Consider the following 13,262-nt stretch of genomic DNA (forward strand, 5'->3'; position numbering starts at 1 on the left):
CATGGCCGTCACCAGCCGCCCCGCCTCGACGCTACTCACGGCTTTGGTCGTACTCGCCACCCTTTCCCTGACGGGTCCGCCCGCTGCCGCGGACGATCCCAGCGCGCCCCCGGGCTCGGTCACGACCTCTCCACCACCTGAGGTGGATGCGAACAGCCCCGGCCTGAAACTCGCCGACGGTGCCACGCTCGCCGCAGCCAAGGTCCTGGACATCAAGTCGATCGTGGAGGACATGGGCGGCGAGGAACGCCGAGTGGACACGAGCGAGACCGTGACGTTCGCCCTCCAGGCGGAGGTCCTCTTCCCCAAGGACAGCTCGAAGCTCAACCCGGAGGCCCGCTCCCGCATCCAGGCGATCGCGGACGAGATCAAGGCCCAGAAGGCAACGAACGTCAGGGTGTTCGGCTTCACCGACAACCTCGGCTCGTACGCCCACGGCCTGACCCTCTCCAAGAACCGCGCGGAGATGGTCCACGACGAACTGGCCGCCGGCCTCGGCGGAGACGTCACCTTCCAGGTGCGGGGCTACAGCGAGGACTACCCCATCGCCGACAACACCTCGGAACAGGGCCGACGGAAGAACCGGCGGGTGGAGGTGACGTTCCAGAAGGGGGAGTGAGGTCTCTTCCGCCGAGATCTCCACCTTGCGGAGGAGTCTCAGTGTGGCGTCGGGACTGGACGGCAGCCTCCATGTGTCACACCAACGGAAGGGCATACCCCGCTCCGGGAAAACCGCCCACGCCGAATGAGCTACCCGCACCTCGGCGTCCGCGCACTTGGACCGCACACACAGCCCCTTGAGCTGCTCACGGGTCACGCCGCTACCGCCGACGGCACACGCAAGGCGGCTTCATGGACGTACGCAACGTACGACATCGGCATGGAACGTTTGACGAGCTGTTGGCGCCCCATGCGGTGGGCGCTGCGCAACTCCATCTGCAGCCGGGGCAAGGGTGGTAGAACCACGGCGAAAACAGCTCAGGCGCACTCCTGGGTGCGGGAGAAGCTCTGGTACGGGCATGACCTGGACGGTTCGCACACGGGTGGCAAACCGCTCCGGCTCCGCGACGTCCAGCAGCCCGGCCTACCGGGAGGACTGGGGCTTCGACGGGTAAGGGGCGTCGGGGGAGTCCACGAATGGGTGAAGCGGGACTGGATACGAGGATGCCGACTCGCGTTGATGTCTACGTTCGAGGTGTGACAGCGCTCTTCGCGATCGAACTGGAACCAGAAGTGCGACTCTGGCTTGAGACGCTCCCTCCTCGTCACTTTCGGCAGGCTGAGGAGAAAGCAGAACTGCTTGCGTTGTGGCCAACCACGCTCGGTGAGCCGCATTCACGTAGTCTGGGTGAGGGTGTACGGGAGTTGCGCTTCATCTTGGACGGAAACTCTGTACGAGTGACGTACTGGCTGGCGCCAGGCCGGCGTATCGTCCTGCTCACGGTCTTTCGGAAGACTCGGATGCGGGAGGAGGCGGAGGTCAAGCGTGCCAAGCAGGCAAAGGTACTGTGCGAGGCGGAGCACGGCCCCGCGCATGAGGAGTTCACACGTGACTTCCGGGAGGAATGGTGAATCACGCCCGTTGGAGGCTGGCTCAGGAACGGCGCGCTGTTCAGGGGCACGAGGAACCCCCGGAGATCGTCGCCGAACGTGAGCAAATTCGGCTGGCACACGCCCTGGGGCAACTGGTGTACGACCGGCGTACCTCCCTTGGCCTACCTCAGTCTGCGCTGGGCGAACGCCTCGGAATGACCGCCGATGCGGTGGAGGCCTTGGAACTGGGCGGCATACTGCCTGTGACTGCTGACCTTCTGGTCCGTCTGGCAGGTGCGCTGGACGTCACAGTAGATCTGCACGTAGTGGCCGACGGCGGCAACACGGTGGCCTTCGTTGAGCGCGCCGCGTAAGCCGGATCACCAAGCTGGCTGTGCGGAAGATGCCACGACTCTGCTCGGGGGACTTGCCAGGTGTGGCATTCGGCGAGCGTATGGCGTAGGCCGCCAAAGTGCGTGTTCACCGCTTTACGGTGCAACCCCGTAAGGGCCCGCTTGTCACACACTTCTGACACGTGGGTTGGTGCGGCCAGCTATTTCCACTACCCGGTGATCCTTTCCGATACTGGAGGGAAATGTGTCGCCTACTGAGGATCGCCACGCTCTACACGTACAGGCGAGTTGAGGCCTTGGGGGCAATGGGAGCATGGCGGAGCGGCTGGCAGTCGACGGTGACGAACTCTCGCGATTCATGAAAATGTTGAAGAATTCCACCGATTCACTCAAGGGTGTCCGCAATGCACTGTCGGACGCGACGATCACCGGACTCGGCACGGACGATCTGGACTCCGCATGCCAGGAATTCCAGGAGGACTGGAAGTACGGGGCCGAGGAGATCGGAAAGCAGACCGAGGATCTCGCCGACATCATCGGGAAGAGCAAGGACAGCTACCGAGAGGTCGACAAGGCGCTTGAAGAAGCCTTGAAGAAGGCCCGGGACGGCAAGGGCGGGGGCCAGAAGTGAGTGTTGCTCCGGGGGTCGAACCGTCACCGTACCCAGATTCCCAGGCGCGTAGGAACGGTGACCTTCCGCAGGGGCTGAAGTCTTACCCGCCCGTCCCGAACCCTGACTACCCGCACCTGGGGTTCAATCCTGTGCCGGGCGACCCTGAGACCGTCCGGGGGCTGCACAAGAAGCTCGTCGGTTGCGCGAAGGTCCTTGAAGGGACGCATGAACTCGTCACCAACCTGATGGACGGCAGCTACTGGGAGGGCGACGCCGCCGTCGCATTCCGAGAGCAGCTTGACGGCGGTCCGCTGCCGCTGAATCTGAGGAACGCCGCGCACTCAATCCGCAAGGCGGCCAGGCAACTCGACCGTTGGGAAGGCGAACTGGAGGACTTCCAGCGTCGCGCCAAGCGTCTCGAAGGGGACGCGAAAGAAGCCCAAGGCGTCGTGGACCGGGCGAAGGGGCGCGCGACCGAGGCCGAAGGCGATCCGGGCCTGGACAGGAAGGGCGCCGATCACGGCGCCGCGAAAAAGGCGGTGGCCCGTGCGAACGCGGTCGTGGATGATGCCGAGGCTCAGCTGGAGAAGATCCGGGGCAGGGCTCGGACGCTGGCCGAGGAACACGAGGACAAAGCGAAATACCGGGCAACGAAGATCCGCGACGCGACGAAGAAACTGGCACCGCATGAGCCCGGGTGGCTCGATGAAACACTCGATTGGCTGGGCGACAACCTTCCGGACATCCTCAGCAGCGTGGCAGCTGTAGTTGGGCTGGCGGCGCTATTCGTCGTGACGGGCGGGACGGCCGCTGCGGTGCTGCTGATCGCTGCGGCGATGTTGAGCGCTACGGCGCTGACGATGCGCGTAGTCGGCGACCCAGCGTTGCGTGCTTCGCTGTGGGACGGGTTCAGGCATGGCGAGCTTGACGCGGACTTCTGGAGCAACCTCGTCACGGTCGGTGGCGATGCCCTCGGAATGCTGCCTGGAATCGGTGCAGCGGGTAAAGGTGCCATGGCTGCCCTGCGGGTCACTGGTGAGACAGGGGAAGCCGCCACGGCCGGTCAGCGGCTGGCCCGCTTCGGTAGCGCATCAATGGAGCATGCGAAGGCCATCGCCGACCTGGACAACTCCCTGCTTGGCCTGACGATTCGGGGTGCCCGGGCAAGCCAGTCCATTAAAGCGGTCGAAATCGCCTCTGGCTCGATTGGCGTGGGCACCGCTGGCTTTGGCCTGTACAACAAGTGGGTGGACGCAGATGACGACGGGATCAAGGACGGCACCGTGGCGGGCATCGACGGCGCGCGGCTAGGGATTGACGGCGGTGCACTTTTTGGTCTTGTCCAGTACCTTCGCTGAGCCTTGAACACAGAGAGAGCGCCATCAATGCAGCCCACTGCCTACCCAACAGCCTGGGAACATCCGCCGACCCAGCGGGCCTGGATCCAGCACATGATCATGATTGGTGCGCGGCTGGTCGGCTGGAGTGCCGCCTGGTTCGGGTGTCTCTTTCTCATCGTGGGAACACCCACTTGGGTGGGGTGGATCTTTCTTCCCGTCCTCGTTTACGCAACCTTCCGCAGTGTTCTCCAACTGGCCTATTTCCGCCCGTCAATCCGCATCCAACGGATCTTGCGGCAGTACCCCTGGCTCCTCCTCACTGACGTCCCTCGGGGCAGGAACAAGCACCCTCAGGCCCAAGAGGACGAGATGTGGTTCGAGTTCCCTAATCCTGAAAAGCCCGAGGAGCAGATCCCTCTGCTCTTTCTTTCGAACATGCGCACCCTGTGGTGGATGAAGCGCTTCGGCACCGTTCGCACCAAACCGGAACTGAAGGCACAGATCGAACCTCTCTGGTTTGCAGGCGACCCGCGTTTCATCGCCGTGGTTGCGGCTACCGGCCGTGGCGGCCAGGCCCCGAAGCGGTTGCACCTCCTCTATCAGCGCACGGCAACGGGGCGCCGAGGGGGCACGCCTATTGACTGGAACGCCAGTGCTGGAGCGCTCGACCGTGCCCGAAGAGCCGGAGCTCACGTTCCAGACTCGGCCCCGCGCCAGCCGCGCCCGTTCTGACTCCTACTGGACAGGACTCGATGACCACGGCCCCCCTCTTCACAATCGATGACTCTGCGACGGACCCTGACGCCGATGTCTGGTTCGCAGAGCCCGCAGGCTTCGCCGCCATTCCCCTCGATGCGCTGCTGGCCTATCCCGGATCCTCGGCAGCCGACAAGCTGCGCGGCTCTTTCGCGCCGTTTCTTGACGCCGCGACCAACGAGACGGCCCGGCAACAGTTCATTTCCCAACTGGCACAGGGGCAGCAACTACTGGGCGCTCTGAGCGAGTTCGGTATCGTCCACTGCTCGATCGGTTTGCACCATGACGACGTGCACGAAACGGGGGCGACAAGCGGTCGGCCCTTGCTCTCTTTCTTCACCATCTCCTGGCGTGACGTTGCTATCGCCCCGCGCGGTGTCATTGCGGCCCGCGCGGTGACATCCACTGCGGGCCACACACACATCGAATACCTCGAACTCCCCTGCGGACCGGCAACGCTCAGTGAGACTGCGTTGACAGCGTCAGTCGACAGCGGTCTTCCACAGCAGCCACTTCTGCAGGTCCACGCTCATGTACCGCACCCGGACTGCAAGCGTTTGGCAGTCTTTACCATGAACACGACTGCAGTGGCCCGTCGCGCGGAGTATCGCGTGATCCTCCGGCAGGTCGTCGAGACGGTCAGTTTTGAGAACCCCCTGGAGTTCGGGACCAGCGCGGAACGGTAATGGTGGGCATGGGGTCCGCCGAGGAAACCGCCCGCCACCTCGTGGGTGCTCCGCGCCGCGGATGAGCGTGGCACCCCAGTCACCCGCTGCCCCGGTGCGTACCGTGGGCGTTCGTACGACAACGGCGTCGGTGGTGAGGGGTGCGGTAGTGGCGAGGAAAGTTGTTCTGATGATGTCCGTCTCGCTTGACGGGTATATCGAGGGGCCCAACCGTGACATCGGCTGGCATGTGGTCGATGTCGAGTTGCATCGGCATCTCAATCAGCAGGTCAAAGCCATGGGTGCCTTTCTCCACGGGCGTGTTGTTCATGAACTCATGGCCGACTACTGGCCCACCGCCGATGCCGACCCGGACAGTCCGGAGCATGTGATCGAGTTCGCCGGGATCTGGCGGGACATGCCGAAGTACGTGTTCTCCCGGACCCTGGACCATGCGGAGTGGAACAGCACGATCGTGCGGGAGGTCGTCCCGGACGAGATTCGGGCGCTCAAGGAGCAGCCCGGTGGGGATCTGGGGCTCGGAGGTGCCGAGCTCGCCGCCGAGTTCATGCGACAGGACCTTGTCGACGAGTATCTCGTGTACGTCCATCCGGTTCTCGTCGGGCGCGGTAAGCCCCTCTTCCCCGAAGCCGACCGGATCACCCGGCTTCGGCTCATCGAGTCCCGGACCTTCGGCAACGGAGTCGTGATGCTGCGGTACGGGCGGGCGGACGCGCCCGAGGTGCCAGTCGCGTAAGGGCGTGGGCCTTGCCGGTGTTGCACCGCAGCCGTTGTATCGGCATCAATGTCAGTGCCCCCTGCCACACTCCCCACCATGACCGACAACGTGCCCGGCAAGGTGAACGGCAACATGACCGGCAAGGACGACGTGCGCCTTCGCGACGTCACCGAAGCCGACCTGGAGTTCCTGTTCGTCTCTGAGAACGACCCCGAAGCCGTCCGGCGGTCGCGGTTCACTCCTCGGCCGCGGGACGCCTTCATGAGGCACTGGAAGTCGAGGATCCTCGGCGACAGCACAGTGTTCGTGCAGATGGTCACCCTGGACGGTGAACCCGCCGGCAGCATCGTCGCCTGGTGGGAGGGTGAACAGGGTGTCGGAGGACAGCGCTTCATCGGGTACTGGCTGGCGCGGCCGTACTGGGGGAGAGGGGTCGGGAGCGTAGCCCTCGGGCTGTTCCTGCTGCGCGAGACCAACCGGCCCCTCTACGCCGACCCCTTCGCCGGGAACGCCGCCTCCGTCCGCCTCCTCGAAAAGCACGGCTTCCGTCGCACCGGTACCGTCCGCCACGGTGAGGACGAGCACATCATGCTCGTCCTCGACAGCCATGACAGCGATGACAGCCCAGTCGGGTCATGACGGGCGGTACACCCCTGTTCCCCCGTCGATCAACTCCCGCACGATGTCCATGTGCCCCGCGTGCCGTGCCGTCTCCGCCGTCATACGGACCAGGACCCAGCGCAGGGAGCACTCGTCGTCCCGCCACGCGGGCTTGCCCAGGGTGTCCAGCGGGAGTTCCGTCAGTACGCGGTCGGCGGCGGCGCGGGCGCGGGCGTAGAAGTCGGTGATCCGGGCCTTGGTCTCGTCCGGGCCCGCGGTCATGTCCTCCCCGAGGTACGGGTCGAACCAGAAGGGTTCCGTCTCCCGGCCGAACGTCGAGACGAACCAGCCGTACTCGACCGACGCCAGATGCTTCACCAGCCCCAACAGGCTCGTCCCCGAAGGTGTCATCGGCCTGCGGACCTGTTCCTCGTCCAGGCCCTCCAGTTTCCACAGCACCGCGTCCCGCTCCTGGTCGAGCTTCGCGCGCAGCGTCGTCGTCTCGTCATCGGCGTACAGCATGTTGCGGACCACCTCTTCTGTCGCCCTGCTTTCGTCGTGCGGCGGAAATTATCAGCGCCGACTGACAACTGCCTGCGAACATCGCCCGCATGTCCACGTTCGAGCCCGCCTCCGCACCCACCTCCACCTCCACCTTCGAGCAACTTCTCGCCGAAGGCTCCGCGGTGCCCACCGAGGGCTGGGACTTCTCCTGGTTCGACGGGCGGGCCACCGAGGCGCGGCCCTCCTGGGGGTACGCCCGGGCCATGGGGGAGCGGCTGGGCCGTGTGTCCGCCGCGCTCGACGTGCACACCGGGGGCGGAGAGGTGCTCAACACCGCCCCGAAGCTGCCCCCGCTCACCGTCGCCACCGAGGGCTGGCCGCCGAACGTCGTCAAGGCCACCGCCCTGCTCCACCCGCGCGGCGCGGCGGTCGTCGCCGTACCGGACGACGCGCCGCTGCCCTTTGCCGCCGAGGCCTTCGACCTGGTCGTGAGCCGGCACCCCGTGTCCCCGCACTGGACCGAGATCGCCCGCGTCCTGCGACCCGGCGGTACGTACTTCGCCCAGCACGTGGGTCCCGCCAGCGCGTACGAACTCGTCGAGCACTTCCTCGGACCGCAGTCGGACCAGCAGCGCAGCGTCCGCCACCCCGACCGTGAGCGGGCCGGCGCGGAAGCCGCCGGGCTGGAGATCGTCGAACTGCGCGCCGAGCGACTGCGGATGGAGTTCTACGACATCGCCGCCGTCGTGCACTTCCTGCGCAAGGTGATCTGGATGGTGCCCGGGTTCACCGTCGACGCCTACCGGCCCCAACTCCGGTCCCTGCACGAGCTGATCGAAGCCGAGGGCTCGTTCGTGGCGCACAGCAGCCGCCATCTCTTCGAGGCCCGCAAGCCCTCAGGCTGAGCCGGCCGGCCCGCGATCGAGGAACTCGGCGGAACTCCCGGGAACGTCCGAGAACGTCCGAGAAGCGGCGCGACCGAGGGAGGGGCCGCCGTCGGGCCGTTGCCCGTGGGCATCCGGATATCGTTCGCCCTCGTCCGAATATTGGCGAGAATCCAGCGGGAGGAGGGCGGTCCTCCGCGACGGCCCTGCCTTCCGTACGACATGTGTGTGTATGCCCGAAAAGGTTTCACGAGGTTTCCACATCGTTACCCCTGGGGTTCGTGAGCAGGGGTCGACGTCACGTAAATTTGGGTAAAGGCAATTCGCGTCAGCAAAGTTGCGTGGACGGCACCGCGCAGAGGAGGGGCCTGCGCGGTGCCCTGCCCGGCTGTCACCGGCTCGTGCGAGGACGTCCCGCGCCTGCTCAGCAGCCCTCCGGCGTCGCGTCGTCGGCCCGGATCGCGAGTCGTACGCCCCGCCGAACCCCCCATCTCTCCAGGGCTCCGGCCTCCGCTTCCAGGACCGACCGGACCCATGGGCGGGGGAGTCCAACTCGGCCCGGGCGCATGGTTCTTACCGCTCGGACCCGCGCCTTTCCGTCGAGGTAGGCGACGTCGATCGCGAATCGCATTCCGAACGTGTGCACCGAACTCGCGGGCGTCAGCAGCAGCGCGCCCTCGATTCCGTCCCGGCCCAGCAGCCCGCGTCGGCGTGCTCGTCCCGACTCGGCGAGCTCCAGCGGAACCGGCTCCGGTGTCTCTGTGGTGGTGAACGTGGCCATGGCTGCGAAGTTAGCGACGGCGTCAAGCAAGCGTTCGCGACAGGGTCGCCCTGCAGAGGGGGGCACCCGGATGGGTGCGGGGTTGACGGGTGATGCCGGATCAGGGGATGAAATCCCTCGGATGCCTCTGGATCGCCCAGAATCTCGGGCAATTTCCTGGGAATCAGCTGTTTTCCAGCCATGATCCGGCCGTGAAAACGGGCTTCCGAGGCCATCCGCGCGTTGCCGGACGACTTCGGAGAGTAGTTGTTCCGCGTCGATGTACGCAGCATCACTCACGAAGGGTTATGGTGGAAGCCCCCCCTCGGGCCGGTCCGTCTCCCCCCCCACGGACCGGCCCGTTTTTTGTGCCCAGCCGGAGCCGGTCGGCGCCAGTCGGATGCCGCCGCTCTCCGACCCGGCCATCCGCATACGTCCGGGCCCCCCTTCCGTACCCTCCCCGGCCCCCCTCCCGCACCCTCCCGCGCCCTGCTCCGCGCCCCCTTCTGTCGTGGTGGCGGCGCGATGATGGCGTCCCGGTGGCAAGGTCCCCTTTGCCCGCCGATGGCCCCCTGGGCGCACGGCCCCCGTTCCCCGGGCGCAGGACCCCCCGTCCCGCAGCGGTACGCTTCCCCTCCGGGGATCGCCACCCCCGAGGACCACCACACGGGCAGGAAATCGCGCCAGGGATCGCGCCCGGCCGCGCCTGTCCGATCCGTACGGAGGGGCTGACAAACACGTGAACCTGCGCGACAACCTGCGCCGACTGCTGGTCAGGGTCTACACACGCAGGGTGGAGGGCCACCTCGACCACGACCAGGTGCCCAAGCACATCGGCGTCATCGTGGACGGCAACCGCCGCTGGGCGAAGGCGGCCGGCTCCACCACCGCCCAGGGGCACCGGGCCGGCGCGGACAAGATCGAGGAGTTCCTCGGCTGGTGCTCCGAGACCGACGTCGAGGTCGTCACCCTCTGGCTGCTCTCCACGGACAACGTCAACCGTCCGCAGGAGGAGTTGGCACCGCTTCTCGAGATCATCGAGAACGTCGTGACCTCGCTCGCCGCCGACGGCCGCTGGCGTGTCCACCACGTCGGCAACCTCGACCTGCTCCCCGGGCAGCTGCAGACCCAGCTCAAGGAGGCCGAGGAGGCCACCGCGCACGTGGCGGGCGGGATACTGGTCAACGTCGCCATCGGCTACGGCGGCCGGCAGGAGATCGCCGACGCCGTGCGGTCGATGATGCTCGACGCCCACGACAAGGGCACCCCGCTTGCGGAACTCGCCGAGAGCGTCGACGTCGACATGATCGGCAAGCACCTCTACACCAGCGACCAGCCCGACCCCGACCTCGTCATCCGCACCAGCGGCGAGCAGCGGCTGTCCGGGTTCATGCTCTGGCAGACCGCCCACTCGGAGTACTACTTCTGCGAGGTCTTCTGGCCGGCCTTCCGCAAGGTCGACTTCCTGCGTGCCCTGCGCGACTACGCGGCCCGCCACCGGCGCTTCGGCGGCTGACCCGGACCGGAGCCGACCCGGTCACGAGTGGGCCCACGGGGTGAAATTCGCCCTCCCTGGGACGGATGTAACAAGGAGTTCACCAGCGCGCCGCCGTTTGTCGTGGCATGGCCGCGCATGTTCGAGGGCATAAGCCAAGCAGGTCGACACCCGAACCACGGGTGTCGTATCTCAGCGGACGGCACGGGGCCGTCCGCCCGGGAGGCCCTTTGCACCAGCCCGACCGTGTGGTCACAGCACGGGCGAACAGGCGGAGGGCCGGTTCTCGGCCCGCGCACTGGGGCCGTCGACCGGTCCAGATCTCCTTCGTCGCTCCCCGACCTCATCCGAGGGGGTACGTCCTTCCGTGGTGACCAGCACAAAGCGCCGTATGCCAGACCGGCGCACCTATGTTCTCGACACCAGCGTTCTGCTGGCCGATCCAGGCGCCCTGAACCGCTTCGAGGAGCACGAAGTCGTGCTGCCGATCGTCGTGGTCACGGAGTTGGAGGCCAAGCGGCACCATCCCGAACTCGGGTACTTCGCCCGGCAGGCCCTGCGCCTGCTGGACGAGTTCCGCGTCCGGTTCGGTCGCCTCGACGCCCCGATTCCGATCGGGGAGCTGGGCGGGACCGTCCGTGTCGAGCTCAACCACTCGGACCCCAGCGTGCTGCCAAGCGGCTATCGCCTGGGGGACAACGACTCCCGCATCCTCGCGGTCGCCCGCAATCTGCAGGCCGAGGGGTACGACGTAACCGTCGTGTCGAAGGACCTGCCGCTCAGGATCAAGGCCTCTTCCGTAGGTCTCCTCGCCGAGGAGTACCGCGCGGAGCTGGCCATCACGGGCTCGTCCGGCTGGACCGGAATGTCCGAACTGACCCTGGCCGGCGAGCAGGTCGACCTTCTCTTCGAGGAGGGGCACGCCTACGTTCCCGAGGCCGCCGAGCTGCCGGTGCACACCGGTCTGACGATCCAGTCGGAGCGCGGCAAGGCACTGGGGCGCGTCACGGCGGAGGGCAACGTCCGCCTCGTACGCGGGGATCGCGAGGCGTTCGGTATCAAGGGGAGGAGTGCCGAGCAGCGCATCGCGCTCGACATCCTGCTCGATCCGGACATCGGGATCGTGTCGATGGGTGGTCGGGCCGGCACCGGCAAGTCGGCGCTCGCGCTGTGCGCGGGGCTGGAAGCCGTGCTGGAACGGCGGCAGCACCAGAAGGTGATGGTCTTCCGGCCGCTGTACGCGGTGGGTGGCCAGGAACTCGGCTATCTGCCGGGTTCCGAGTCCGAGAAGATGGGCCCCTGGGCGCAGGCGGTCTTCGACACGCTGTCCGCGGTCACCAGCCGCGAGGTCATCGAGGAGATCACCGCACGCGGCATGCTCGAAGTGCTGCCCCTCACCCACATCCGCGGCCGGTCGCTCCACGACGCGTTCGTGATCGTGGACGAGGCACAGTCGCTGGAGCGGAACGTCCTGCTCACCGTTCTGTCCCGCATCGGCTCCAACTCGCGGGTGATTCTCACCCATGACGTGGCGCAACGGGACAATCTGCGGGTCGGCCGGTACGACGGTGTCGTGGCCGTCGTCGAGAAGCTGAAGGGGCACCCGCTCTTCGCGCACGTCACCCTCACCCGGTCGGAGCGATCCCAGATCGCCGCACTGGTGACCGAAATGCTGGAGGACGGGCAGATCTGACCCTGGTTGGGCAGATAGGAACTCGCTCGGGTGATTGGGTAATTGCGTCCGGTTACCGAGTAGTTCGCAAAAGAGGCGCCGTCCGGCAAAGGCGAAGAGCCTAGCCGGGCGGCGCTTCCGCGTCTGCGGCTTTCCGGAAATCACTGGGGACAAACGAGGTGTGAGCTTTCACACGCAACTCAGAATTGCCACCCGGCGTCCGGGTGCGGCAGAGTCTCACTCCTGTCAGGCCCCGCATACGACACATCTGTACCCCCAGTAGTACGGCACCACCGAAGCACCGCCTTCAACTCCATACCGTCGTCGTATGCCGCCCGTGCACCACGCGGCGCTCCCCGCAAGGGAGTTGCCCACCGGGCCCGTGTCTCCCGTGACCCCGCAGTTGGGAGGCCAGCGTCTTGGGGGCAAGATTGCGTCCGCCAGGGTCACCGAAGCGGGCGATGCTGGAAGGAAACCGTGTGAGCCGGATTTCGGTCCGGGGACTCGCAGTGGCTTCGGCCACCGCGGTCACCGCTGTCGGCGCAGTTACGGGTGTGGCCTCGGGCGACACCGGGACCCCCAACAACGCCGAGGCACTGGTAGGCGACACCACGCTGCTCACGGACATTCCCGTGGGCTCCCAGGCCGAGGTGCAGACCGCGTCCCTGACGCAGCAGGCCGATGTCCAGGCCATCGCCGCCGACGCCACCGCCAAGAAGGACGCCGAGGAGTCTGCTCGCAAGCAGGCGGCCAAGGACGCGGTAGCCAAGCAGAAGGCGGCCGAGAAGGCCGAGGCCGAGGCGAAGGCACGCAAGGAAGCGGAAGAGGCGGCCAGCCGTTCCGCGACGCGTGACCCGTCCAGCTTCCCGCAGCAGGCCTCGTACACGATCGCCGAAGTCCAGGAGATGGCTCGCTCGATCGTCCCGGCGGACCAGTTCCAGTGCTTCAGCAACATCGTGGACCACGAGTCCAGCTGGAACTACCAGGCGGACAACCCGAGTTCCGACGCGTACGGCCTCGTGCAGGCGCTTCCGGGTTCCAAGATGTCCTCGGCGGGCGCCGACTGGGCGACGAACCCGGCAACCCAGATCAAGTGGGGCCTGAGTTACATGAACGACCGCTACGACAGCCCGTGCGGCGCGTGGAACTTCTGGCAGGCCAACAACTACTACTGAGCCTGCCGCGGCTGGCGCGGATTCCGCGTTCAGTTGTCTCAACCTTTCCGAGCCCCTCACCGTCCTTCGGTGGGGGGCTTCGGCCATGTACGGTCGGACGTGGACCGCTGCTCCCGAGGCTCCGGAGGCTTTGGGGGATCGATGGGCAGAGGGAGAGACGGGGGACGAGGGCG

16 protein-coding genes are annotated in these 13,262 nt (G+C 66.5%); 13 read left to right on the top strand and 3 right to left on the bottom strand.

Translation table 11 applies throughout. From position 1 onward, the window contains the following. Window position 1 precedes the first annotated feature (1 nt). Window positions 2-619, top strand: a complete 618-nt coding sequence (locus OG241_RS36825) for an OmpA family protein (RefSeq protein ID WP_405821655.1) — start codon at window positions 2-4, stop codon at window positions 617-619. Window positions 620-813: 194 nt separating this feature from the next. Here OG241_RS36825 and OG241_RS36830 read toward each other — a convergent pair whose 3' ends face one another. Beyond that, window positions 814-966, bottom strand: a complete 153-nt coding sequence (locus tag OG241_RS36830) for a Scr1 family TA system antitoxin-like transcriptional regulator (protein ID WP_405821657.1) — start codon at window positions 964-966, stop codon at window positions 814-816. 231 nt (window positions 967-1,197) lie between these two features. Here OG241_RS36830 and OG241_RS36835 point away from each other — a divergent pair, with 231 nt between their 5' ends. The 8 genes from OG241_RS36835 to OG241_RS36870 all read left to right on the top strand — a co-directional run bounded on the left by OG241_RS36835 (window position 1,198) and on the right by OG241_RS36870 (window position 6,638). Further along, window positions 1,198-1,572: a type II toxin-antitoxin system RelE/ParE family toxin gene (locus OG241_RS36835; RefSeq protein ID WP_405821659.1), complete on the top strand. Its 375-nt coding sequence runs from the start codon at window positions 1,198-1,200 to the stop codon at window positions 1,570-1,572. After that, window positions 1,566-1,907 carry a helix-turn-helix domain-containing protein gene (locus OG241_RS36840; protein WP_405821661.1) on the top strand — a complete coding sequence of 114 codons (342 nt, stop codon included), beginning with the start codon at window positions 1,566-1,568 and terminating at the stop codon, window positions 1,905-1,907. The genes OG241_RS36835 and OG241_RS36840 overlap by 7 nt, the downstream gene beginning before the upstream one ends. A 292-nt stretch (window positions 1,908-2,199) precedes the next feature. Further along, window positions 2,200-2,517, top strand: coding sequence for a type VII secretion target (locus tag OG241_RS36845; RefSeq protein ID WP_405821663.1), 318 nt, complete (start codon window positions 2,200-2,202; stop codon window positions 2,515-2,517). A 131-nt stretch (window positions 2,518-2,648) separates the two neighbouring features. After that, a complete protein-coding gene (locus OG241_RS36850; protein WP_405821665.1) occupies window positions 2,649-3,857 on the top strand; it encodes a hypothetical protein in 1,209 nt (402 codons plus the stop codon). A gap of 27 nt (window positions 3,858-3,884) precedes the next feature. Then, window positions 3,885-4,571 carry a hypothetical protein gene (locus tag OG241_RS36855; RefSeq protein ID WP_405821667.1) on the top strand — a complete coding sequence of 229 codons (687 nt, stop codon included), beginning with the start codon at window positions 3,885-3,887 and terminating at the stop codon, window positions 4,569-4,571. 20 nt (window positions 4,572-4,591) lie between these two features. Further along, window positions 4,592-5,281: a hypothetical protein gene (locus OG241_RS36860; RefSeq protein ID WP_405821669.1), complete on the top strand. Its 690-nt coding sequence runs from the start codon at window positions 4,592-4,594 to the stop codon at window positions 5,279-5,281. Between the two features lie 130 nt (window positions 5,282-5,411). Beyond that, a complete protein-coding gene (locus tag OG241_RS36865; protein ID WP_405826642.1) occupies window positions 5,412-6,017 on the top strand; it encodes a dihydrofolate reductase family protein in 606 nt (201 codons plus the stop codon). A 78-nt stretch (window positions 6,018-6,095) separates the two neighbouring features. Then, a complete protein-coding gene (locus OG241_RS36870; protein ID WP_405821671.1) occupies window positions 6,096-6,638 on the top strand; it encodes a GNAT family N-acetyltransferase in 543 nt (180 codons plus the stop codon). Here OG241_RS36870 and OG241_RS36875 read toward each other — a convergent pair. Further along, window positions 6,633-7,121: a DinB family protein gene (locus OG241_RS36875; RefSeq protein ID WP_405821673.1), complete on the bottom strand. Its 489-nt coding sequence runs from the start codon at window positions 7,119-7,121 to the stop codon at window positions 6,633-6,635. The genes OG241_RS36870 and OG241_RS36875 overlap by 6 nt on opposite strands. An 89-nt stretch (window positions 7,122-7,210) precedes the next feature. On the opposite strand from OG241_RS36875, the gene OG241_RS36880 reads away from it, so the two are divergent. After that, the gene (locus OG241_RS36880) at window positions 7,211-8,008 is read left to right on the top strand and encodes a class I SAM-dependent methyltransferase (protein WP_405821674.1); all 798 of its coding nucleotides are present in this window, start codon (window positions 7,211-7,213) and stop codon (window positions 8,006-8,008) included. 403 nt (window positions 8,009-8,411) lie between these two features. Here the strand turns inward: OG241_RS36880 and OG241_RS36885 are convergent, their stop codons facing one another. Beyond that, entirely contained in the window at window positions 8,412-8,768 is a 357-nt protein-coding gene (locus OG241_RS36885) for a DUF192 domain-containing protein (RefSeq protein WP_405821676.1), read from the bottom strand. Window positions 8,769-9,486: 718 nt separating this feature from the next. Between OG241_RS36885 and OG241_RS36890 the strand changes: the two genes are divergently transcribed. From OG241_RS36890 to OG241_RS36900, 3 genes are all read left to right on the top strand, one after another. Beyond that, on the top strand, window positions 9,487-10,263 hold the full coding sequence (locus OG241_RS36890) for an isoprenyl transferase (RefSeq protein WP_405821678.1): 777 nt from the start codon (window positions 9,487-9,489) through the stop codon (window positions 10,261-10,263). 346 nt (window positions 10,264-10,609) lie between these two features. Next, window positions 10,610-11,935 (top strand): PhoH family protein, encoded by a 1,326-nt coding sequence (locus OG241_RS36895; RefSeq protein WP_319092242.1) that lies wholly within the window; start codon window positions 10,610-10,612, stop codon window positions 11,933-11,935. Window positions 11,936-12,375: 440 nt separating this feature from the next. Continuing rightward, the gene (locus tag OG241_RS36900; protein ID WP_405821681.1) at window positions 12,376-13,089 is read left to right on the top strand and encodes a transglycosylase SLT domain-containing protein; all 714 of its coding nucleotides are present in this window, start codon (window positions 12,376-12,378) and stop codon (window positions 13,087-13,089) included. Window positions 13,090-13,262: the final 173 nt, after the last annotated feature.

The organism is Streptomyces sp. NBC_01390, assembly GCF_045040105.1.
GTDB lineage: Bacteria > Actinomycetota > Actinomycetes > Streptomycetales > Streptomycetaceae > Streptomyces.